Origin of the sequence: Desulfocurvus sp. (assembly GCF_023230885.1) — a bacterium.
In the GTDB taxonomy this organism is placed as follows: Bacteria; Desulfobacterota; Desulfovibrionia; order Desulfovibrionales; family Desulfovibrionaceae; genus Desulfocurvus.
Window position 1 is genome coordinate 1 of record NZ_JALNWM010000031.1, and the last position, 20,434, is coordinate 20,434.

At 71.4% G+C, this 20,434-nt stretch carries 15 protein-coding genes; 7 read left to right on the forward strand and 8 right to left on the reverse strand.

Annotation, left to right across the window (positions count from 1 at the left end; genetic code table 11):
- Positions 1-166 precede the first annotated feature (166 nt).
- The gene (gene lhgO, locus M0P34_RS03610; protein WP_291496471.1) at positions 167-1,360 is read right to left on the reverse strand and encodes an L-2-hydroxyglutarate oxidase; all 1,194 of its coding nucleotides are present in this window, start codon (positions 1,358-1,360) and stop codon (positions 167-169) included.
- 185 nt (positions 1,361-1,545) lie between these two features.
- Between lhgO and M0P34_RS03615 the strand changes: the two genes are divergently transcribed.
- The 5 genes from M0P34_RS03615 (at position 1,546) to M0P34_RS03635 (ending at position 9,321) form a co-directional block, all read left to right on the forward strand.
- Positions 1,546-2,112, forward strand: coding sequence for an OmpH family outer membrane protein (locus M0P34_RS03615; protein WP_291496473.1), 567 nt, complete (start codon positions 1,546-1,548; stop codon positions 2,110-2,112).
- 141 nt (positions 2,113-2,253) lie between these two features.
- A complete protein-coding gene (locus M0P34_RS03620; RefSeq protein WP_291496475.1) occupies positions 2,254-3,477 on the forward strand; it encodes a DNA polymerase IV in 1,224 nt (407 codons plus the stop codon).
- 148 nt (positions 3,478-3,625) lie between these two features.
- Positions 3,626-5,869 (forward strand): sensor domain-containing diguanylate cyclase, encoded by a 2,244-nt coding sequence (locus M0P34_RS03625; RefSeq protein WP_291496477.1) that lies wholly within the window; start codon positions 3,626-3,628, stop codon positions 5,867-5,869.
- Between the two features lie 96 nt (positions 5,870-5,965).
- Positions 5,966-7,393, forward strand: coding sequence for a class II fumarate hydratase (locus M0P34_RS03630; protein ID WP_291496479.1), 1,428 nt, complete (start codon positions 5,966-5,968; stop codon positions 7,391-7,393).
- Positions 7,394-7,671: 278 nt separating this feature from the next.
- Positions 7,672-9,321: a DegV family protein gene (locus M0P34_RS03635; protein WP_291496499.1), complete on the forward strand. Its 1,650-nt coding sequence runs from the start codon at positions 7,672-7,674 to the stop codon at positions 9,319-9,321.
- 118 nt (positions 9,322-9,439) lie between these two features.
- Here M0P34_RS03635 and M0P34_RS03640 read toward each other — a convergent pair whose 3' ends face one another.
- The 7 genes from M0P34_RS03640 to M0P34_RS03670 all read right to left on the reverse strand — a co-directional run bounded on the left by M0P34_RS03640 (position 9,440) and on the right by M0P34_RS03670 (position 17,326).
- The gene (locus M0P34_RS03640) at positions 9,440-10,297 is read right to left on the reverse strand and encodes a glycine betaine ABC transporter substrate-binding protein (RefSeq protein WP_291496481.1); all 858 of its coding nucleotides are present in this window, start codon (positions 10,295-10,297) and stop codon (positions 9,440-9,442) included.
- 54 nt (positions 10,298-10,351) lie between these two features.
- Positions 10,352-11,197, reverse strand: a complete 846-nt coding sequence (locus M0P34_RS03645) for a proline/glycine betaine ABC transporter permease (protein WP_291496483.1) — start codon at positions 11,195-11,197, stop codon at positions 10,352-10,354.
- On the reverse strand, positions 11,194-12,390 hold the full coding sequence (locus tag M0P34_RS03650) for a glycine betaine/L-proline ABC transporter ATP-binding protein (protein WP_291496485.1): 1,197 nt from the start codon (positions 12,388-12,390) through the stop codon (positions 11,194-11,196). Before M0P34_RS03650 ends, M0P34_RS03645 begins: the two co-directional genes overlap by 4 nt.
- A gap of 652 nt (positions 12,391-13,042) precedes the next feature.
- Complete coding sequence (locus M0P34_RS03655) at positions 13,043-14,452, reverse strand: NAD(P)(+) transhydrogenase (Re/Si-specific) subunit beta (protein WP_291496487.1); 1,410 nt, start codon at positions 14,450-14,452, stop codon at positions 13,043-13,045.
- A 4-nt stretch (positions 14,453-14,456) separates the two neighbouring features.
- Positions 14,457-14,738, reverse strand: coding sequence for an NAD(P) transhydrogenase subunit alpha (locus M0P34_RS03660; protein ID WP_291496489.1), 282 nt, complete (start codon positions 14,736-14,738; stop codon positions 14,457-14,459).
- Between the two features lie 23 nt (positions 14,739-14,761).
- The gene (locus M0P34_RS03665) at positions 14,762-15,922 is read right to left on the reverse strand and encodes a Re/Si-specific NAD(P)(+) transhydrogenase subunit alpha (protein ID WP_291496491.1); all 1,161 of its coding nucleotides are present in this window, start codon (positions 15,920-15,922) and stop codon (positions 14,762-14,764) included.
- A 93-nt stretch (positions 15,923-16,015) separates the two neighbouring features.
- Positions 16,016-17,326: an HDOD domain-containing protein gene (locus M0P34_RS03670; RefSeq protein WP_291496493.1), complete on the reverse strand. Its 1,311-nt coding sequence runs from the start codon at positions 17,324-17,326 to the stop codon at positions 16,016-16,018.
- A 137-nt stretch (positions 17,327-17,463) separates the two neighbouring features.
- Here M0P34_RS03670 and M0P34_RS03675 point away from each other — a divergent pair, with 137 nt between their 5' ends.
- Together M0P34_RS03675 and M0P34_RS03680 are read left to right on the forward strand one after the other, a co-directional pair.
- Entirely contained in the window at positions 17,464-18,780 is a 1,317-nt protein-coding gene (locus tag M0P34_RS03675; protein WP_291496495.1) for an L-serine ammonia-lyase, iron-sulfur-dependent, subunit alpha, read from the forward strand.
- Between the two features lie 279 nt (positions 18,781-19,059).
- Positions 19,060-20,434 (forward strand): methyl-accepting chemotaxis protein (locus tag M0P34_RS03680; protein ID WP_291496497.1); only part of this gene is annotated, 1,375 nt, incomplete at its 3' end.

The following is a 20,434-nucleotide window of genomic DNA, read 5'->3' on the forward strand; positions in this document are numbered from 1 at the left end:
GCCGGGCTGCTGGAGCGCCTGGCCGGGGAGCCGGGCTTGGCGGAGGCCCTGGCCGCCGGGGTGCCGCCGGTGCGCACCATCGACGAGGACGCCCGGTTCCTGGCGCGGCTCTATGCCCGGCTGGCGGCCCCCGGGGGCGCCGGGGGCTGACGGCGCGGGCTGGCAGCTAGGCCGCGAAGTGCTCGTCGCAGACCATGCGCGCGAAGGCCATGGAGCTGGTGAAGGCCGGGGAGATGGCGTTGAGCACATGTACGGTGGGGCCGTCGCTTTGCACCAGGAAGTCGGTGACCAGGGCCTGGGTCCGGGTGTCCACCAGCTGGGGGCGGATGCCGACCTTGGGGCAGGGTTCGAGGTCGTCCGGCCGCAGGCCGCGCACCAGCCGGGCGCAGTCGGCGAAGAAGCTGCTGGGCAGGTATTTGCGCAGCTCGTCCCGCGCCAGGGCCCGGAACTGCGGGTTGCGCAGGAACATGCGCGCGCAGCGCAGCAGGATTTGCGGGGCCTCGCCGTCCAGCCCGCGCAGCAGGCCGTAGTTCTCGCGGCCCAGGGCCGGGGTGGCCGTGGGGCCGACGTATACGTCGCCCGTGACGCTCTTGGTGAAATGTACGCCCAGAAAGGGCATGCGCGGGTCGGGCACGGGGTAGACGTTGCCGCGCACAAGCCCCGCCCGCCCGGCGCGCAGCTTGCGGTAGAGGCCCTTGAAGGGCACCATGACCCAGTGCCTGCCCAGGCCGAAGGTGTGGGCCAGGGTGTCGGCGTGGGCCCCGGAGCAGTTGAGCAGCCGCCCGTAGGCCACGGGGCCCGCCGTGGTGCCCAGGATCCCGGGGCCCGCCGGGCCGGTGGCGCGGCAGCCGTAGCGGATGCGCACCCGCCCGCCGGAGGTCAGCTCCCCGGCGATGTGCGCCAGCACGGCGCGCGGGTCGACCACCGCCGTCAGGGGCGAGTGCAGGGCCCGGCCCGCGGTCACGGCGCCCGGCTCCAGGGCCGCCAGCTCCTTTTCGTCCACCAGCGCCGCCGGGCTGCCGTTGGCCACGGCGCGGCGGTGCAGTTCGTCCAGGGCCGGCAGCTCGGCGGGGTCCGGAGCCACGATGACCTTGCCGCATTCGTCCAGGGGCAGGCCGTGCTCGGCGCAGTAGGCGCGCATCAGCCGGTTGCCCTCCAGGCAGGTCCGGGCGCGGGCCGAGCCCGGGGCGTAGTAGATGCCCGCGTGCAGCACCCCCGAGTTGCGCCCCGAGGCGTGCAGGCCCGGCCGGGCCTCCTTTTCCAGGATCAGGATGTCGTCGGCCCCGCGGGCCACGAGTTCGCGGGCGATGGTCAGGCCCAGGACCCCGGCCCCGCAGATGACGATTCCGGCGCTGTTCATGATCGGCTCCAGGCAGGCAGATTGTGAGCCCCCGCCCATAGCACGCCGCGCGGCGGCAGGCAATTTCCCCGTTGGGGGTCCGGCCCTTGCCTTGTCTGCCGCCGGGGGGTAATTATGGCCCCTCACGCCCGCGCCGGACCCCGCGAGGGCAACGCGGCGCAACACCCAACCCCCCGGAGATTTTGATGAAGAAATCCATCGTGATTCTGGCGGCCATGCTGGCCCTGGGCGCGGCCCTGGCGGGCTGCCAGAAGAAGGGCGCGCCCGCCGTGGCCGTGCTCGACCCCAACAAGGTCTTCACCACCTGCGAGCCCTGCGTGCAGGGCGGCGACTACCTGCGCAGCCTGGGCCAGGGCCTCCAGAAGGAGCTGGCCGGGATGCAGGGCATCCTGCAGGGCGCCGAAGGCGGCGGGAGCGAGGAGGCCGTGGCCAAGTTCCAGGCGCGCTACCAGGAGATCCAGCAGCAGATGATCGGCGAGCAGACGCGCATCGCCGAGAAGCTGGACAAGGCCTTCCAGAAGGTGATGGAGGACTACCGCGCCAAGAACGGCGTGGCCGTGATCCTGAACAAGGAGAACGTGTTGTCCTTCGACGGCGCTGTGGACGCCACCGATGCGGTCATCGCCGCCCTGAACGCCACGGCCATCGACCTGGAGATCCCCGCCGCCGGGGAGCAGGACGCCGCCGGACAGCAGGACGCCGCGGCCCCGCAGCCCGAGGAGAAGAAGGCCGAGGAGAAGAAGGCCGAATAGGCCCGCGCGCTCCGGTATTGCGGGACGGCCCGCGCGGCATGGCCGCGCGGGCCGTCGTGTTTCCGGGGCGCCGTTTTCCCGGGGGGCGGGCCCTTGTCCAGCGTGCTTGACCCCGGCGCGCATTCGTAGCAGCAGGAACCCATGAGCCCCCCTTGCGCCCGCACGCCGCCCCCGCCCGTCCATCCCCGGGTGATCCTGCACCTGGACATGGACGCCTTTTTCGCCTCGGTGGAGCAGCATGACAACCCGGCCCTGCGCGGGCTCCCCGTGGCCGTCGGCGGCGAGCATCGCGGCGTGGTCAGCGCCGCGTCCTACGAGGCCCGGCGCTTCGGGGTGCGCTCGGCCATGCCCATGACCCAGGCCCGGCGCCTGTGCCCGGGGCTGGTGGTGGTGCGCGGGCGCATGGGCCGCTACGCCGAGGTTTCGCGCCAGGTCATGGCCCTGCTGCGCGAGGCCTCGCCCCTGGTGGAGCAGGTGTCGGTGGACGAGGCCTATGTGGACCTCACGGGGACGGAGCGGCTGCTGGGGCCGCCGCCTGAGGCGGGCGAGTCGCTGCGCGCCCGGGTGCTCCAGGCCACGGGGTTGACCTGTTCCGTGGGCATCGCCCCCAACAAGTTCCTGGCCAAGATCGCCTCGGACGTGAACAAGCCCGACGGCATGTTCGTGCTCCGGCCGCAGGACGTGGCGGACTTCCTGCGCGACCTGCCCGTGGGCCGCATCCCCGGCGTGGGGCCGCGCACGGGCGAGGCCCTGGCCCGCCTGGGGGTGCGCACGGCGGGGGACGTGCTGGCCCGGGGGGCGGAGTTCTGGGCCCGGCGCCTGGGCGAACGCGGCCAGGAGCTGCACGCCCGCGCCCAGGGGCTGGATTCCTCCCCGGTGGTGCCGTACCACGCGCCCAAGTCGTCCAGCGCCGAAACCACCCTGGACCGCGACACCACGGACAAGACCCTTCTGGCGCGCTGGCTCCTGGCCCACGCCGAGCGCGTGGGGCGCGACCTGCGCCGGGGCGGCTTCAAGGGCCGCACCGTGACCCTCAAGATCAAGTACAGCGACTTCTCCCAGCACACCAGGAGCCGCACCCTGGACGAGCCCACCGATGTGACCGCCCTGATCTTCGAGACGGGGCGCGCCCTGCTGCGCGAAACGCGCCTGGAGCGGCCCGTGCGGCTCATCGGCCTGGGGGTGTCCAATTTCGGCCACGGCCAGACGCAGTTCTCCCTGCTGCCCGCCCCGGAGCACGACCGCGCCGCGGAGCTGGCCCGCCTGGACCGCGCCCTGGACGCCATCCGCGACAAGTTCGGCCGGGACGCCGTGGCCCGGGGGCTGCTTTTCGACCCCGGAAAAGGGCGCCCCCAGGGCGGCTGATCCCCGCGCGGCGCCGTCGGCAGCGTGTTTTCATTTTTTTTTGCCCCAGTTCGGGAGAGCGCTTCAATTTCCGCCCGCTTTGGAGTATGACCACCCGAAAGCGGCGCGCCCGTTTCGGCCCGAAAATCTTGATCAAACTCTGGTACCGATGGTGGACACGCTCCTTGTTCCTGCCGATACCGCCCTGCTCCTCGGGGCGGTTTCCCGCTTCCTGTTGGCCTCGGTCTGCCTGTGCGCCGGGCGCAACTCGTTGCGCCGTCTGCCCCTGCATTGGCTGGCCTGGTTCGGGTTCCTGGGGGGCGCGGCCTGCTGCATGGAGCTTTGGGCCTATTCCAGCGCCGAGTCCGCCGTGGCCGTGGCCCTGCGCTCGGCGCTGTACATCGGGGCTATGGTCTGCCTGGTGGAGTTCTGGGCGGCCATGCACGCCCGCGCGGGCGGGCGGCGCGGCCAGGGTGTCTGGTTCTTCCTGGCGCTGCTTGCGGTCTACGCCGGGGCCCTGGCCCTGGGCGACGAGAATCCGCTGCGCGTGGCCGGGGGGCTTTTCGGCGTTGCCTCGGGCGGCGCGGCGACCTGGGCGCTTCTGCGGGCGGCCCTTTCCGAGAGCCGGGGCCGCTGGCTGCTGCTGGCGGCGGCCCTGGCCCTGCTGGTGGCGGCGCTGGGCGGCGGCGTGGGCGCCCACGGCCTGGCCCTGCGGCCCGTGGCCCAGGCCCTGGACGCCCGCGGCGGCGGGACGGGGCTGGTGGTCTGGGCGCTTCTGGGCGCGACGGGGAGCACTGCCCTGGCCCTGGCCCTGTGGCTTTACGGGGTCGCGCTGTCCGAGCGGCTGCTGCGCCAGCGGCTGCGCTGGGCCGTGGGGTTCCTGCCGCCGCTGGCCCTGGTCCTGGCGGCGGGCTCCGTGGGCGCCGATCACGCGGGCCGCGAGCACGACGCAAGGATGCGCCAGGATCTGCTGGTCCATGTGCGTATCGCCGCCGGGGCCCTGGACCAGAGGCTGGTCCTGGCCCTGGCCCAGGGTGTGGGCGGGCCGGACGACCCCGGGGTCCGGGATCTGGTCCGGACCCTGGAGGGGGCCGTGCAGGCGGACGAGGGGTTGGTTTCGGCCTGCCTCTACGTTCCGCGCGGCGACGGCACGGCCGTGCTGGCGGCGGCGCCCCAGGACGGCCAGGGCCGCCCGGCGGGGCGCATGCCCTGGCCTGCGGGCCAGGAGGCGCTCATGCGCTACTTTTTCGCCTCGGGCCGGGACGTGGTGGCCGCCCCCCTGCACGACCACTGGGGCACCTTCGCCGTGGCCCACCACGCCGTGGCCCGGGTGCCGGGCGGGGGGCGGGTTCTGGCGGCCCTGGCCCTGGAGTCCGACGCCCGGGGCTGGGGCCTCGCCGTGGCCGGGCAGCGGCTCCTTGTCCTGCGCCAGGCGCTGCTGGGCTCGGCGCTGCTGCTGGCCTTTTTCGTCGCCTTGCAGGTGTTCCAGGCCCAGACCCGGCGCACCGAGGAGTCCGAGCGCAAATACCGCTCCCTGTTCCAGAGCATGCAGGAGGGCGTGGCCTATTGCCGCGTCGTGTCCGACGCCGAGGGCAGGGCCCGGGACTTCGTGTTCCTGGACGTGAACCCGGCGGCAGAGACGCTCACGGGCATCCCCCGCGAGCGCTACCTGGGCCGCTCGGTCCTGGAGCTGTTTCCCGACCAGCGCGAGAAGCTCTACCGCTGGATCGATTTTCTCGGCACAGTGGCCCGCACCCAGCACACCCGCTCGGGGGAGATGTTCTTCGCCCCCACGCAGCTGTGGTTCTCCGTGCGCGCCTTCAGCTGGGAGCAGGGCTACTTCGCCATGACCGTCAACGACATCACCCGGCGCAGGCTGGTGGAGGAGGAGCAGCGCAGGCAGGCCCTGCACGACCCGCTGACCGACCTGCCCAACCGCCGCCTCTTCCAGGACCGCCTGGAGCAGGCCCTGGCCCAGGTCGACCGCAGCGGGGGCTGCTGCGCCGTGTTCTATATGGACCTGAACGATTTCAAGCAGGTCAACGACACCCTGGGGCACGAATTCGGCGACGCCGTACTGCGCGAGGTGGCCGCGCGCCTGAGGCGGTGCGTGCGCAAGTCCGACACCCTGGCGCGCATCGGCGGCGACGAGTTCACGGCGGTGATCTCCTGCGGCGAGGATCCCGGCACGGTGGGGACGGTGGCGGCCAAGATGCAGGCGGCCCTGGCCGAGCCCGTGCGCGTGGGCGACGTGGATGTGCGCCTGGGCGTGAGCATCGGGGTGAGCCTGTATCCGCACCACGGGGCCGACGCCGCCACGGTGCTGACCCGGGCCGACGCGGCCATGTACCGGGGCAAGGGTGACAGGAGCGTGGCTTTCGTGCTCTATGAGGAGGAGCGGCCTGCGGGCTGAGCCCCGCGTGCCGCGCTACCCCGTCGAGGAGCCCCGGCAGGCGCGCAGGAGAAACGCCCCCGCGCGCCGCGCCGACCCGCGACCCCGGAGGATGCCATGCCCGACGATGTTTCCCCCGCCGCCGACCCCCGGCGCATCGAGCACGACAGCCTGGGGCCCGTGTCCGTCCCCGCCGGCCGGCTGTGGGGCGCGCAGACCCAGCGCGCCCTGGAGCACTTCGCCCGGGGCGGCGAGGCCATGCCCCCCGCCGTTGTCCGCGCCCTGGCGCAGATCAAGATTGCCGCCGCGCGGGCCAACGCGGAGCTCGGGCTGCTGCCCGCCGCCCTGGCCCGGCTGGTGGAGGCCGCCGCGGCCGAGGTGGCCTCGGGCGCCCTGGACGGCCATTTTCCCCTGAGCATCTGGCAGTCGGGCAGCGGCACGCAGACGAACATGAACGTCAACGAGGTGGTGGCCAACCGCGCGGCGCAGCTGGCGGGAGCCGAGCCGGGCCGCAAGGACCCCGTGCACCCCAACGACCATGTGAACCTCGGCCAATCCACCAACGACGCCTTCCCCACGGCCATGCACATGGCGGCCGTCCAGGCCCTGGAGCAGGAGCTGCTGCCCGCCCTGGAGGCCCTGGCCCAGGCCCTGGACGCCAAGGCCGGGGCCTTTGCCGCTGTGGTCAAGATCGGGCGCACCCATTTGCAGGACGCCGTGCCCCTGACCCTGGGCCAGGAGTTTTCGGGCTACGCCGCCCAGGTGGCCGCCGCGGCCCGCGGGGTGCGCGCGGGGGCGCAGGCCCTCCTGCCGGTGCCCCTGGGCGGCACTGCGGTGGGCACGGGCCTTGGCGCGCACCCGCGCTTCGTCGGGCTGGCCGTGGGCCATTTGCGCGCGCTGACGGGCCGGGCTTTCACGCCCGCGCCCAACCGGTTCGCCCTGATGGCGGCCCACGACGGGCTGGTGGCGGCCTCGGGGGCCGTGCGCACGGCGGCCGTGGCGCTGATGAAGATCGCCAACGACGTGCGCTGGCTGGGCTCGGGGCCGCGCTGTGGCCTGGGCGAGCTGCTCCTGCCCGCCAACGAGCCGGGGTCGAGCATCATGCCCGGCAAGGTCAACCCCACCCAGTGCGAGGCCCTGACGATGGCCTGCGCCTATGCCCTGGGCCTGGACGCGGGGCTGGCCGTGGCGGGCAGCCAGGGCAACTTCGAGCTGAACGTCTACAAGCCGTTGCTCATCCACAACCTGCTGGCCATGACCTCGGCCCTGGCCGGGACCGTGGACGGCTTCACGCGGCTGTGCGTGGCCGGGATCGAGGCCGACCGCGAGCGCATCGCGGCCACGGTGGACAAGTCGCTCATGCTGGTCACGGCGCTGGTTCCGGCCATCGGCTACGACATGGCCGCGCGGGTGGCCCTGCTGGCCCACGCCCGGGGCGGCACCCTGCGCGAGGCCTGCCTGGAGCTGGGCTGCCTGGACGCGGAGCGTTTCGACGCGCTCATGGACCCGGCGGGCATGATCCCGGCGACCAGCCCCCACGGCTAGGGGCGCACCTGTGGCGGCGGCATTTGCGCCGGGCGGGGAAATGCGGTAGAAGCGGCGGGCGCGCGCCCGACGGTCCCGACCACAGGCGCGCGACGAACGTTACACGGAGAGTGCAGATGGCCCCGGTGCCCAACAGAATCCAGTACATCGACGGCATCCGCTTCAAGCGCATCCTCATGGCCGCCGCCCAGCGGCTCATCGAGCATTCCGAACACCTCGACGCCATCAACGTCTTCCCCGTGCCCGACGGCGACACCGGCAGCAACATGGCCGGAACCATGCGCTCCATCGTGGACGGCTCGGCCGACGCCCTGGACTCGTCCATCGAGGCCATGAGCCAGGTCATCGCCGAGGCCGCGCTGCTGGGCGCCCGGGGCAACTCGGGGGTCATTCTGGCCCAGTTTTTCTGCGGGTTTTCCGAGGGGGTCAAGGACCTGGTGCGCGTGTCCCCGCGCGAGTTCGCCCTGGCCGTCTCCCGCGCGGCGGACCGCGCCCGCGAGGCCATGGCCTCGCCCAAGGAGGGCACCATCCTCACGGTGATCACCGACTGGGCCGATCACCTGCGCGGCAACTGCGAGAAATACCGCGATTTTCCCGAGCTGCTGCTCGATTCCCTGGAGCGCGCCAAGCAGTCCCTGCGCGAAACCACCGAAAAGCTGGCCAGCCTCAAGGCCGCCGGGGTGGTGGACGCCGGGGCCCAGGGGTTCGTCTACCTGCTGGACGGCATCCAGGACTTCGTGGAGCGCGGCCGGGTGGACCGCCGGGCCGAGAAGACCATGCTCGCCGCCGACCGCCCCGCCGTGGGCGAGGTCCAGGAGCGCGTGGCCGTGGAGTCCCTGGATTTCCGCTACTGCACCGAGTGCCTGGTGCGCGGCAAGGGTATCGACCGTGACGCCCTGCGCGCGCGCCTGGAGCCCCTGGGCGACAGCCTCATCGTGGCCGGAACGCCCACGGTGGTCCGCGTGCATGTGCATACCAACGAGCCGGAAACGGTGTTCGAGATCGCCCGGGCTGCGGGCGAGGTCACGCGGCGCAAGGTGGACGACATGCTGCGCCAGCATCGCGACCTGGTGACCCGCGCCCGCCAGCGCGTGGGCATCGTCACCGACTCGTGCTGCGACCTGCCCGCCGAGTTCATGAAGACCCACGGCATCCGTTTCGCGCCGCTGACCCTGGCCCTGGACGGCCAGGAATTCGTGGACAAGATCGAGATTTCCCCCGAGGAGTTCAATGACCGCCTGCGCGGCGCGCGCGTGGCCAAGACCTCGCAGCCCGCGCCCCAGCGCTTCAAGGAGCTCTACGAGGCCATGCTCCGGGAATACGGCGACGTTGTGGCCGTGCACCTGACGGGCGGGGCCAGCGGCACCTATCAGGCTGGGCTGAACATGGCCCGCCAGGTGGACGCCGAGCACATCGCCGTGCTGGACAGCCACACCCTGACCGTGGCCCTGGGGCTGGCCGTGCGCGAGGCCGCCCTGGCCGCCGGGCTGGGCATGGACGCCGAGGCCGTGCGCGCCGTGGCCCAGGAGGCCATCGACAAGGTGCGCATCTTCGTGACCCTGGATACCCTGGACTTCGCCGTGCGCGGCGGGCGGGTGAGCAAGGGCCAGGGGCTGGTGGCCAAGGTCCTGCGCATCAAGCCCGTGCTGACCTTCGACCGCCAGGGCAAGGCCCAGGTCATCGCCAAGGGCCTTGGCGCGCTGCACGCCCAGCGCAAGCTCTTCGCCCATGTGCGCGCCTACGCCGAGGGCCGCAAGAACCTGCGTTTCGCCGTGGCTCACGTCGCCGCCCCGCAAACCGCCGAGCGCTACCGCAGGATGCTCTGGGACACCTTCGGCGTGGAGCCCCTCTACGTCAGCGAGGCCTCCCCGGTGCTTGGCTGCTACTCCGGCCTGGGCGCCGCCGCCATCGCCGTGCTGGGGGATTGAGGCCGCCGCACGGCACCTTGCATCCCGAGACACAACGAAAGCTCCCCCGCCGCCGGGCATCCGGCGGCGGGGGAGTTTTTTGCGTTCCGGGGCCTTTGCCCCGGGCGGGTCAGCTTGGCTACTTGCCCATCCAGGCGTTCACCTGGGCCTCGTTTTCCTTGATGAAGCGCTTGGCGTTCTCGTAGCGGTCGGCGCCGGGCTCCTGGTTCCAGGCCATGACCATCTGGAGCTGGCCCGCATCCTTCCAGGCGAAGTTGTCCAGCAGGGCGTAGACCTCGGGCATGTCGGCCTTCAGGCCCTTGCGCACGATGGTGTCGATGTGCTCCTCCTCGCCCAGGACGCCCTTGGGGTCGGCCAGGTACTTGAGGTCCCACTTGCCGAACATCCAGTGCGGCGACCAGGCGGTGACAGCCACCCACTTCTTGTTCTTGATGGCGTCGGCCAGGGCGGCGGTCATGGTGGCGCCCGAGCCTTCCATCAGCTCGAATTCCAGGCCGTAGTCCTTGATCACCTGCTCGGACAGGCGCATCACGCCCGCGCCGGGGTCGATGCCGATGATCTTGCCGTCGAACTTGTCCTTGTGGGCGTTCAGGTCGGCGATGGAATCCACCGCGACGTAGGAGGGCACGGCCCAGCCGAGCTTGGCCCCGCCAACGACGGGCCCGAGGTTCTCCACCTTGTCCTTGACCTTGGCCAGATAGTCGGCGTGGGTCACGGGCAGCCAGGCGGTGACCATGCCGTCCACGTCGCCGGTGGCCACGGCCTGCCACATGGCCGCGGCGGCCACAGGCAGGATTTCCACCTCGTAGCCCATCTTCTCCTGGAGCACGGCCTGGACCACGGTGGTGCTGGCGGCGGCGCAGTCCCATTCGACATAGGCCAGGCGGACCTTGCCCTTGCCTGCCGCCTGGGCGGGGGCGGTCATCAGGGCGGCCAGGGCCGCCAGGGCCAGGGTCAGCATAAGTTTCTTGAACATGGGTCCTCCTTGGGTTTCCGTTCGTTTCGTGAAAGTCAGCTCGTTTCCTGAAAGTCAGCTTTTCTGGGTTCTTGCGCCGACCTTTTGCAGCACGCGGTCGAGGATGATGGCCACGATGACGATGCCCACGCCAGCCTCGAAGCCCGCGCCCATCTGCAAGCGCTGGATGGCCTTCCAGACCTCGCCGCCCAGGCCCTTGGCGCCGATCATGGCCGCGATGACGACCATGGACAGGGCCAGCATCACCGTCTGGTTCACCCCGGCCATGATGGTCGGCGTGGCCAGGGGCAGCTCCAGCTTCATCAGCCGCTGCCAGCGGTTGGAGCCGAAGGCCTCGGCGCATTCCACCAGCTCGCGCGGCACCTGGCGGATGCCCAGGCAGGTCAGGCGGATGGCCGGGGGCATGGCGAAGACCACCGTGGAGAAGATGGCCGCGACCTTGCCCAGCCCGAAGAAGGGGATGGCCGGAATGAGATAGACGAAGGCGGGCATGGTCTGCATCACGTCCAGCACGGGCATCACCACGCGGTTCACCGGGCGGTACATGGCCGCCAGGATGCCCAGGGGCACGCCGATGAGGATGGCCGTCAGCGTGGCGATGAGCACCAGCGCGATGGTGCTGACCGTGGCGCTCCACAGCCCGAGGTTCCAGATGAGCCCAAGGCCCAGGAAGGTGAACAGCGTCACCCCGCGGCTCTTGCGCGTGAGCCAGAAGGCCAGGGCGGTGAAGATGGCGATGAGCACCAGCGGGGGCAGGGCCATGAGCCCGCGCTCCAGCACCGAGAGCACACCGTCCATGACCACCGAGAAGCCCTTGGTGGCAAAGGAGAAATGTTCGACGAGGAAGTCGATGGCCGCTTCGAGGCCCTGGCCGAGGGGCAGCTTGGGAATGGTCGTCATTGGGCGTTCCCTCCCCGCTCGGCGATGGCGCCAAGCAGCGACCCGCGAACCACAACGCCCTTGAGGCGGCCCCGGGTGTCCACCACGGGCAACGGGTGGGGCAGGTCGTGGATGATCTGGATGAGCTCCGCGGCCGGGGTTTCGGGGCTGACGGAGGCGATGGGCCGGGTCATGGCCTCGGAGAGGTCCGTGCCGCCGCGCTCGCGCAGGGCCACGCATGCCTCGGCGGTGACGATGCCCGCCACGGCGTGGGCATCGTCGAGGACGAACAGCGAGCCGATGGCCGCCTTCTTCATCTTGCGCAGGGCCGCGCGGGGGCCGTCGGTGCCCAGGTAGGCCACGGCCTCGGATTTCTTCATGACCATGTCGGCCGTGAGCACCTTGGTGATGTCCACGTCCTCCACGAAGCGCGCCACATAGTCATTGGCCGGGTTGGTCAGGATCTCCTCGGGCGTGCCCACCTGGACGATGGCGCCGTCCTTCATGAGCACGATGCGCCGCCCGAGCTTGAGGGCCTCGTCCAGGTCGTGGCTGATGAACAAGATGGTCTTGCGCATCTCGTCCTGGAGGTTCAGCAGTTCGTCCTGCATGTCGCGGCGGATGAGCGGGTCCAGGGCGCTGAAGGCCTCGTCCATGAGCAGGACATCGGGGTCCAGGGCCAGGGCGCGGGCCAGGCCCACGCGCTGCTGCATGCCGCCCGAGAGCTGGCGCGGGGCGGCGTCCTCCCAGCCGGCCAGGCCCACCAGGGCCAGGGCCTGCATGGCCTTTTCGCGGCGTTCGTCGGGCGCCACGCCCTTGATCTCCAGGCCGTATTCCGTGTTCTGGACCACACTGCGGTGGGGGAAGAGGGCGAAATTCTGGAAGACCATGCCCAGTTTCTCCAGGCGCAGGCGGCGCAGGCCTTCGGCGTCCAGGGCGCGGATGTCCGTGCCGTCGATGAGAACGCGCCCGGCGGTGGGCTCCAGCAGGCGGTTGACGCAGCGCACCAGCGTGGACTTGCCGCTGCCCGACAGGCCCATGACCACCACGATCTCGCCCTCGGCGACCTCGAAGCTGGCGTTGTTCACGCCCACGCCAAGGCCGGTCTTCTTGAGTATCTCCTCTTTGCCCAGGCCGCTTTCCAGCAGCTTGAGGGCGCGTTCGGGGTGCGGCCCGAATATCTTGAAGAGGTTTTCGACAACTATCTTGCTCATCTGTTCTCCTGGAAGAGGTGTTGCGTCCGCAGGCGCTGCGGACGCCGGGAGAGCCCCGCCGACCGGATCGGCGGCGGGACGGGCGCGGTCCGTCCGCACGGGGCGGAGCGGGCGGCGCGGATCAGGCCAGGGGGTAGCGGCCGCGCAGGCCGCAAGGAAGCGCCGGGACATCGGGCCGGGGCGCGCGGGCCCCGGTGTGGCCGATTCGGTGTGTCTCTGTTGGGCTCATATGGCGAGAAAAGGCGTCGGGCATGATGACCAGGGCGCTTCGGTGTTGCGATGTGTCGCGCAATGCGTCGTGTCTTGGTCGTTGTGTTTCGTGTTGCATCATCGAGTGCTTCTGTATCGTGCGCATGTCGCAAAATGCTGCGTAGCGTGAAATTTGTGCTGGCAGATAACGCTGTATTGTATACTTGCCCGGGTTGCTTTTGTCAAATGCATGAAAATCTCTAGCTGAGTAGAGATGAGTTTCAGTTTTTCGCGTTTACGGGGAATCAGGTGGATTTAGGGGATTATCCCTTGATGATGCGCGGGAAAACGGGAAATTGCGCCTGTGTCCGCCATTTTCCTGGCGGCGGGGCGCGAGGCGGGCGCGCCTGCGTCGGATTTTTCCGGCGCAGGCGCGATCTTTTGGCTCATGTATCCGGAATGCCTAGAGTTCTTTCAGGGCGGCTACCGTCTGCTGCATGGCCTTCTTGCCGTCCTCGAAATACATGAGCGCGTTGTCGGCGGCGAACAGCGGGTTGGGGATGCCCGCGAAGCCCGCCGAGAGGCTGCGCTTGACCACAACCACCGTGCGGCAGGCGCGCACGTCGATGATCGGCATGCCCGCGATGGGGCTGGCCGGGTCGGTCTTGGCCAGGGGGTTGACCACGTCGTTGGCGCCAAGGACGATGGCCACGTCCACCTGGGGCAGCTCGGGGTTGATGTCGTCCATCTCGCGCAGCTTGTCGTAGGGCACCTCGGCCTCGGCCAGGAGCACGTTCATGTGCCCGGGCATGCGTCCGGCCACGGGGTGGATGGCGAATTCCACCGTGGCGCCCCGGGCCTCCAGCAGCAGCATCAGCTCGCGCACGGCGTGCTGGGCCTGGGCCACGGCCATGCCGTAGCCCGGCACGATCGCCACGCGCCGCGCGCCGTCCAGGAGCATGGCCACCTCCTCGCCCGAGGTGGCCTTGACGCGGCCGGCGTAGAGGTCGTCCTGCCCGCCCCCGGCCTGCCCCGCCGCCGGGGCCAGGGCTCCGCCGAAGAGCACGTTGGCCAGGGAGCGGTTCATGGCCCGGCACATGATGCGCGTCAGGATGATGCCCGAGGCGCCCACCAGGGAGCCGGAGATGATCAGGACGTTGTTTTGCAGCACGAAGCCCGTGGCCGAGGCCGCGAGGCCGGAGTAGGAGTTGAGCAGGGCGATGACCACGGGCATGTCCGCCCCGCCGATGGCCACCGTGAGCAGCACGCCGAGCACGGCGGCGGCGGCGGTCATGGCCCAGTAGAGCTCCGTGGACTGCGGCGCGGCGATCATGGCCGCGCCGAGGCCCAGGGTCGTCGCCGCCGCCAGCGCCCCGGCCAGCCGCTGCAGGGGGAAGCTCACCGCCCCCTCCCAGAACAGGCGCTGGAGCTTCACGAAGGCCACCAGGCTGCCGAAGAAGGTCACGCCGCCGATGAGCCCCGAGGCCGCCGTGGCGGCCAGGGTCGCGGTGTCGCCCGCCAGGGCGGCCGCGCCGGGCGAGCCCATGACCTCCTCGAAGGCCGCCCCCGCCACCAGCACCGAGGCCGCGCCGCCGAAACCGTTGAACAGCGCGACCAGCTGCGGCATGGCCGTCATCTCGATGCGCACGGCGGCGACGGCGCCAAGCAGCGCGCCCACCAGCAGCCCGGCCAGGATGTACTCGAAGCCCAGGATGCTGCGGTCCAGCAGCGTCACGACCACGGCCAGCAGCATGCCCAGGGCCGAGAGCAGGTTGCCGCGCACGGCCGAGCGCGGGTGGGTCAGGCCCTTGATGCCCAGGATGAACAGGACCGCCGCAGCCAGATACGCGAGGTTGATGATGCCTGTGCCCATGGCCTCAGTCCTTCCTGCGGAACATGGCCAGCATGCGGTGGGTGACCAGGAAGCCGCCCACCACGTTGACCGTCGCCAGGACGACCGCCGCCGTGCCCAGGGCGGTGGTCAGGGCCGTGTGGCCGCTGCCCGCCGAGAGCAGGGCGCCGATGACCGTGATGCCCGAGATGGCGTTGGTCCCGGACATGAGCGGGGTGTGCAGCGTGGGCGGCACCTTGGTGATGACCTCGAAGCCCACGAAGACCGCGAGCACGAAGATGGTCAGGCCGATGACGAGGGTTTCCATGCGTTGCCTCCGTTGTGGCGGGCCTAGGCGCCGCCCCGGTCCAGGCGCTCCAGGACCAGGGGATGCACGACCTTCCCGTCCCGGGCGACACAGGTTCCGGCGACGATCTCGTCGTCCTTGTGGATGTCCACGACGCCGCCCTGGCTCATGTTGAGCAGCATGGCGGTCACGTTTTTCGCATACATGCGGCTGCCGTCCACGGCCAGGTCCGAGGGCGCGTTGGTCGGCCCGAGGATGGTCACGCCGTGGTCGGTGACGGTTTCGTCCGGCCGGGTCAGCTCGCAGTTGCCGCCCGTGGCCGCCGCCAGGTCCACGACCACGGATCCGGGCTGCATGGCCCGGACCATCTCGGCCGTGACCAGCACCGGCGCCTTGCGCCCGGGCACGGCGGCGGTGGTGATGACCACGTCGCTGGCCGCCACCACGCGGGCCATCAGCTCGCGCTGGCGGCGGTAGAATTCCTCGCCCAGGGCCTTGGCGTAGCCGCCCTGGTCCTCGGCGTCCCCGGCGTCCAGCTCCATCTCCACGAACTTGGCGCCCAGGCTCTGAACCTGCTCGCGCACCGCCGGGCGCACGTCGTAGGCCTCGACCACGGCCCCCAGCCTGCGGGCCTGGGCGATGGCCATGAGCCCGGCCACGCCCACGCCGACCACGAAGACCCGGGCCGGGGCCACGGTGCCTGCGGCGGTCATGAGCATGGGGAACATCTTGGGCAGGTGGTCGGCCGCCAGGAGCACGGCCTTGTAGCCCGCCAGGGTGGCCATGGACGACAGCACGTCCATGCCCTGGGCGCGGCTGATGCGCGGGATGAGCTCCAGGGCGAAGAGCGCGGCGCCCGTGGCGGCGACGGCCTGGGCCACGGCGGGGTCGGCGGTGGGGTCGGCCAGGCCGATGAGCACCTGCCCGGAGCGCAGCAGGGCGATGTCGTCCCGCCCGGGGCCGGGGTTGGCTCCCGGCGTGCGGACCATGAGCAGCACGTCGGCCCCGGCGATGAGCGCGGCCCGGTCGGGCTCCACGCGGGCGCCCCGGGCCTGGTAGTCGGCGTCGGCGATGCCCGCGCCCAGGCCCGCGCCCGCCTGCACCACGACCTCGAAGCCGGCCTTGAGCAGCTGCGGCAGCACGCCGGGCACCAGGGCCACCCGGCGCTCGCCGGGGAAGGTTTCCTTGGGGACAGCCAGGATCATCGTCCGCCCTCCTGTTGGGGACCGTCCGGAAAAGTGCCCCAGCCTATCCGACTTCGGCGGCAAAGGCCATACGCGGGGCCGAGGCGGCCCGCCTCAAGTGCCGGAGAAGACCGCCTCGGCCCAGGCCACGGCCTTGTAGTGGGCTATGGCCGCCGTCAGTGGGGCGACGTCCAGGCCCTGGGCCAGGGTCTCCACCGCCTCCCAGTCGGCGGCCTCGTATGCCTTGAGCAGCCGCAGCCAGCGGGCCTGGCGGTTGTCCTCCCGGCCCGTCAGGGCGTCCAGCAGGGGCGCGGGCAGGGGCAGGTGCCCCGCCACCTCGGTCATGGGCATGCGCAGCAGCGGCTCCAGCAGCGAGAACAGCCCGAGCAGGAATGCCTCGTCGGGGTTGTCGCGCCCCTCGGGCCGGGCCCCGGCCAGAAGCTCCAGGAACTTGCCGCGCTGGGCGGAGAGCAGCAGGAGGTGGCGGGCCGTGGGGCCGGGGGCCAGGTCCGTGAGCACGGCCACCCGCAGCCAGTTCTTGAGCATCTTCCAGCCGAGCATGAGCATGGCCTGGCGCAGGGAGCCGATGCGCTCGGGAAAGCCGAAGGCCGGTGAGTTCAGGTAGGCCAGCAGGCGGAAGCTCAGGCTCGCGTCGGCGCCCAGGGTCCGGGCCAGCTCGTCGAAGTCCGGCTCGGGATGCTCGATGGCCGCCAGCAGGCGGAAGCGCGAGGTCTCGTGGGACGTGGCCCGGCGGGCCTGGACCGTCTCGGGGCAAAAGAGGAAGTCGCCCTGGATCAGGTCGGCTCCCAGGCGGCGGGCCAGGGCCAGGCGGGCGATGTCGTCCACCCCGCGGGCCAGCAGCAGCGCCCCGCCCTTGGGCAGCGCCCGGGCCTGGCCCCGGGCGCGCTCGACGTCGTCCAGGCCAAGGAGCAGCACATCCGCCGAAGCCCGTACGGCGTTGTCGGCCCGGGCGGCCTCGCCCAGGTCCAGGGCCACGGCGAAGCCGTCGGCGCGAAAGCCGTTGAGGGCCTGGGCCGCCGAGGCGGGCAGCCCGTCGCACCCCGGAATCTCGATGACCATGCGCTCGCTGGGCAGGGCGTAGGGTGTTTCGTCCAGGATGGACCGTTCCCCGAAGCTGACCAGCACCTTGCGCCCCGGGCCGAAGAGGGTGTCCGCGAGGGAGATGAGCCCGGCGGCGATGCCCGGCACCGGGTCGGGCAGGTCGTCCGGGGCGCAGTCCTCCCGGGCGCCGGATTCCTGGCGAAGCTCCGGGCCGAAGGTCACGGCGTAGCCCCAGGTGTGCAGGTGCTCGTCGAAGACCGGCTGGCGCACGAAGAGCCGGGAGCACAGCGCAAGGGGCGTTTCCTGCGGCGGCTTGTCCGCCGGGCCCTGGCCGGGGCCGCCTGCGTCGGGGGGGAAGCTCATCCTTGAATACTATCCCACCCGTACGGCCCGGGCAACACATTCCGCGCCGGCTTTGACAACCCGCCGGGATGCCCGTAGACGGCGGGGTACGGCGGCGCCCCGCGCCCCGGCGCCCGTCCACGCTGAAGGAGCCCCCCATGACCTATACGATCAAGGAACTGCTGCGCATGCAGGTCGCGCCCGCCCTGGGCTGCACCGAGCCCGTGGCCATCGCCCTGGCGGCGGCCGCCGCCGTTTCGCTCCTGCCCCCCGGGCCCGTCGAGGGCCTGGCCCTGTGGGTGGACCCGAACATCTACAAGAACGGCCTGGCGGTGATCATCCCCGGCACCGGCGGCCTGTGCGGGCTGGACATGGCGGCCGCCCTGGGCGCCGAGGGCGGCGACCCGGCCCTGGGCCTGGAGGTGCTCGAGCCCGTGGACGACGCGGCCGTGGCCCGGGCGCGGGCCCTGGTGGACGCGGGCGCGGTGGGCGTGGACCTGCTGGAGGACCACCGCGGGCTCTATGTGCGCGTGTGCGCGACCCGGGCCGGGCGCCGGGCCGAGGCCGTCATCGAGGGCGTGCATGACAATATCGCCGCCCTGTCGCGCGACGGGGAGCCCGTGGCGGACAGTCCGCTGCTTGGGCGCGGCGGCGCGCGCGACGGCCGCCCCCTGGAGGACCTGGAGGCCTGGCTGCGCGCCCAGTCGCTGGCGGGGCTGCTGGCGCTGCCGGATGCGCTGGACCAGGAGGACCTGGATTTCCTGGAGCAGGGGGTGCGCCACAACCTGCGCCTGGCCGAGCACGGCCTGGAGCACGCCGTGGGCCTGGGGGTGGGCCGGGCCCTGGAGCGCCTGGCCAGCCGGGGGCTGCTTGGGCGGGACATGCTTTCCGCCGCGCGCATCCTGACCTCTGCGGCCGCCGACGCGCGCATGGGCGGGGCCAAACTTCCGGCCATGAGTTCCGCAGGGTCGGGCAACCACGGGCTGACGGCCATCCTGCCCATCCAGGCCGTGGCCGGTTTTGTCGACGCCCCGGACCGCGCGCGCCTGGAGGCCGTGGCCCTGTCCCACGCGGTCACGGCCTATGTGAAGGCACACACGGGGCGGCTGTCGGCCGTGTGCGGCTGCTCCGTGGCCGCCGGGGCGGGGGCGGCCGCGGGCGTGGCGCGGCTTTTGGGCGGCGACGCGGCCCAGGTGGCCGGAGCCATCAAGAACCTCATCGAGGACCTGGCCGGGGTCATCTGCGACGGCGCCAAGGCGGGCTGCGCCCTGAAGCTGGCCACCGCCGCGGGCACCGCCGTGCAGGCCGCACTGTTCGCCATGCAGGGCGTCAACGTCAGCCATACCGACGGCATCGTCGGCGCCTCGCCCGAGCAGACCATGCGCAACGTGGGCACCCTGTCCACCCAGGGCATGGTCGAAACCGACCGCACCATCCTGCGCATCATGCTGGAGAAGCGCTTTTCGGGGCTGTAGGCCGTTGCCGGGCCGGTCCTGATCGGCTCCCATCCCGGTGCGCAGCAGACTGTGGCCGGCGGTGCATTGCCCGCCGGTCTTTTTCTTGTGGATAAATGGCCCTTTTGTGGCGTATAAAATGAACCACTCATTGGACGGCTGGACGCAGCGCGAAGTCCGGGGCCGGGAATCCGGCTGCGGGCCGCCCGTCCCGGTCTTCTTGAAGCGTCAGGCAAGGAGGGCTGCGTGATGTTGCGACGGTTCAGTATTGGTAAAAGAATATTTCTTGTGCTTTTGGTTATGGCGTTGTTCATCGTCGCAGTGGTGGCCGCGTTTCTTTCCAATGCGGGAACCATCCGCGACATCAGCGTCACGGAAATCAACGACCAGATGGTCGCGGGGCAGAAGCAGAAGCTCCAGGTGGCGACCATGACCATCGCCGAGACCCTGGGAGCCCTGCTGCGCGACGAGCCCGACCCCGCGCGCCGGGTGGAGATGATCCGCGCCGCCGTGGACCCCATCCGCTTCGAGGCCGACAAGTCCGGCTATTTTTTCGTGTACGAGGGCACCGTGAACGTGGCCCTGCCGACCAGCAAGGACAAGCAGGGCACCGACCTGGGCGGCCTGAAGGACAAGAGCGGCGTGTATTTCGTGCGCCAGATGGCCGAGCTGGCGTCCAGGGGCGGCGGGTTCGTGCAGTATGTCTGGCCCAAGCCCGGAGCGGGCGAGCAGCCCAAGCTGTCCTACGCCGTCAGCATCCCCGGGACGCCCTACTGGATCGGCACCGGGGTGTACATCGACAACGTGGAGGCCGCCAAGGCGTCCATCGCCGGGACCATCTCCCAGGTCGTTGCCGCCAGCACGACCTGGATCGTGGGCGTTCTGGCGGGGGTGTTCCTGGTGCTGGTGCTGCCCCTGACGGTGCTCATCGTGCGCAGCATCACCCGGCCCATCGCCCAGGCCGCCTGGGCGGCGGAGGAGATCGCGGGGGGCAACTACGCCGTGACCCTGGACGCCCGGGGCCGCGACGAGGCCGCCCACCTGGAGCGGGCCCTGAACAGCATGGCCGCGACCCTGCGGCGCAACATCGAGGAGATCACCGCCAAGACCACCGAGGCGCAGGAAAAGGCCGCCGCCGCGCACGCCGCCCAGGCCGAGGCCGAGCAGGCCAAGGCCCAGGCCGAGCGCGCCCGGGCCGCGGGGCTGCTGGACGCCGCCGAACGGCTGGGCCGCATGGTGGAGCACGTTTCCGCCGCCACCGAGGAAATGTCGGCCCAGGCCGACGAGATCAGCAGCGGGACCGACGTGCAGCGCGACCGGCTCCAGGCCACGGCCACGGCCATGGAGGAGATGAACGCCACGGTGCTGGAGGTGGCGCGCAACGCGGGCGCCGCCGCCGAGCGCGGCGCGGAGGTGCAAAGCCGCGCCCGCGAGGGCGCCGACGTGGTGGCGCGCTCGATGCGGGCCATGAACACCACCCGCGAGCAGGCCCGCGCCCTCCAGCAGAGCATGGACGCCCTCGGCCAGCAGACCGAGGCCATCGGCCGGATCATGACGGTGATCACCGACATCGCCGACCAGACGAACCTGCTGGCGCTGAACGCGGCCATCGAGGCGGCGCGGGCGGGCGACGCCGGGCGCGGCTTCGCCGTGGTGGCCGACGAGGTGCGCAAGC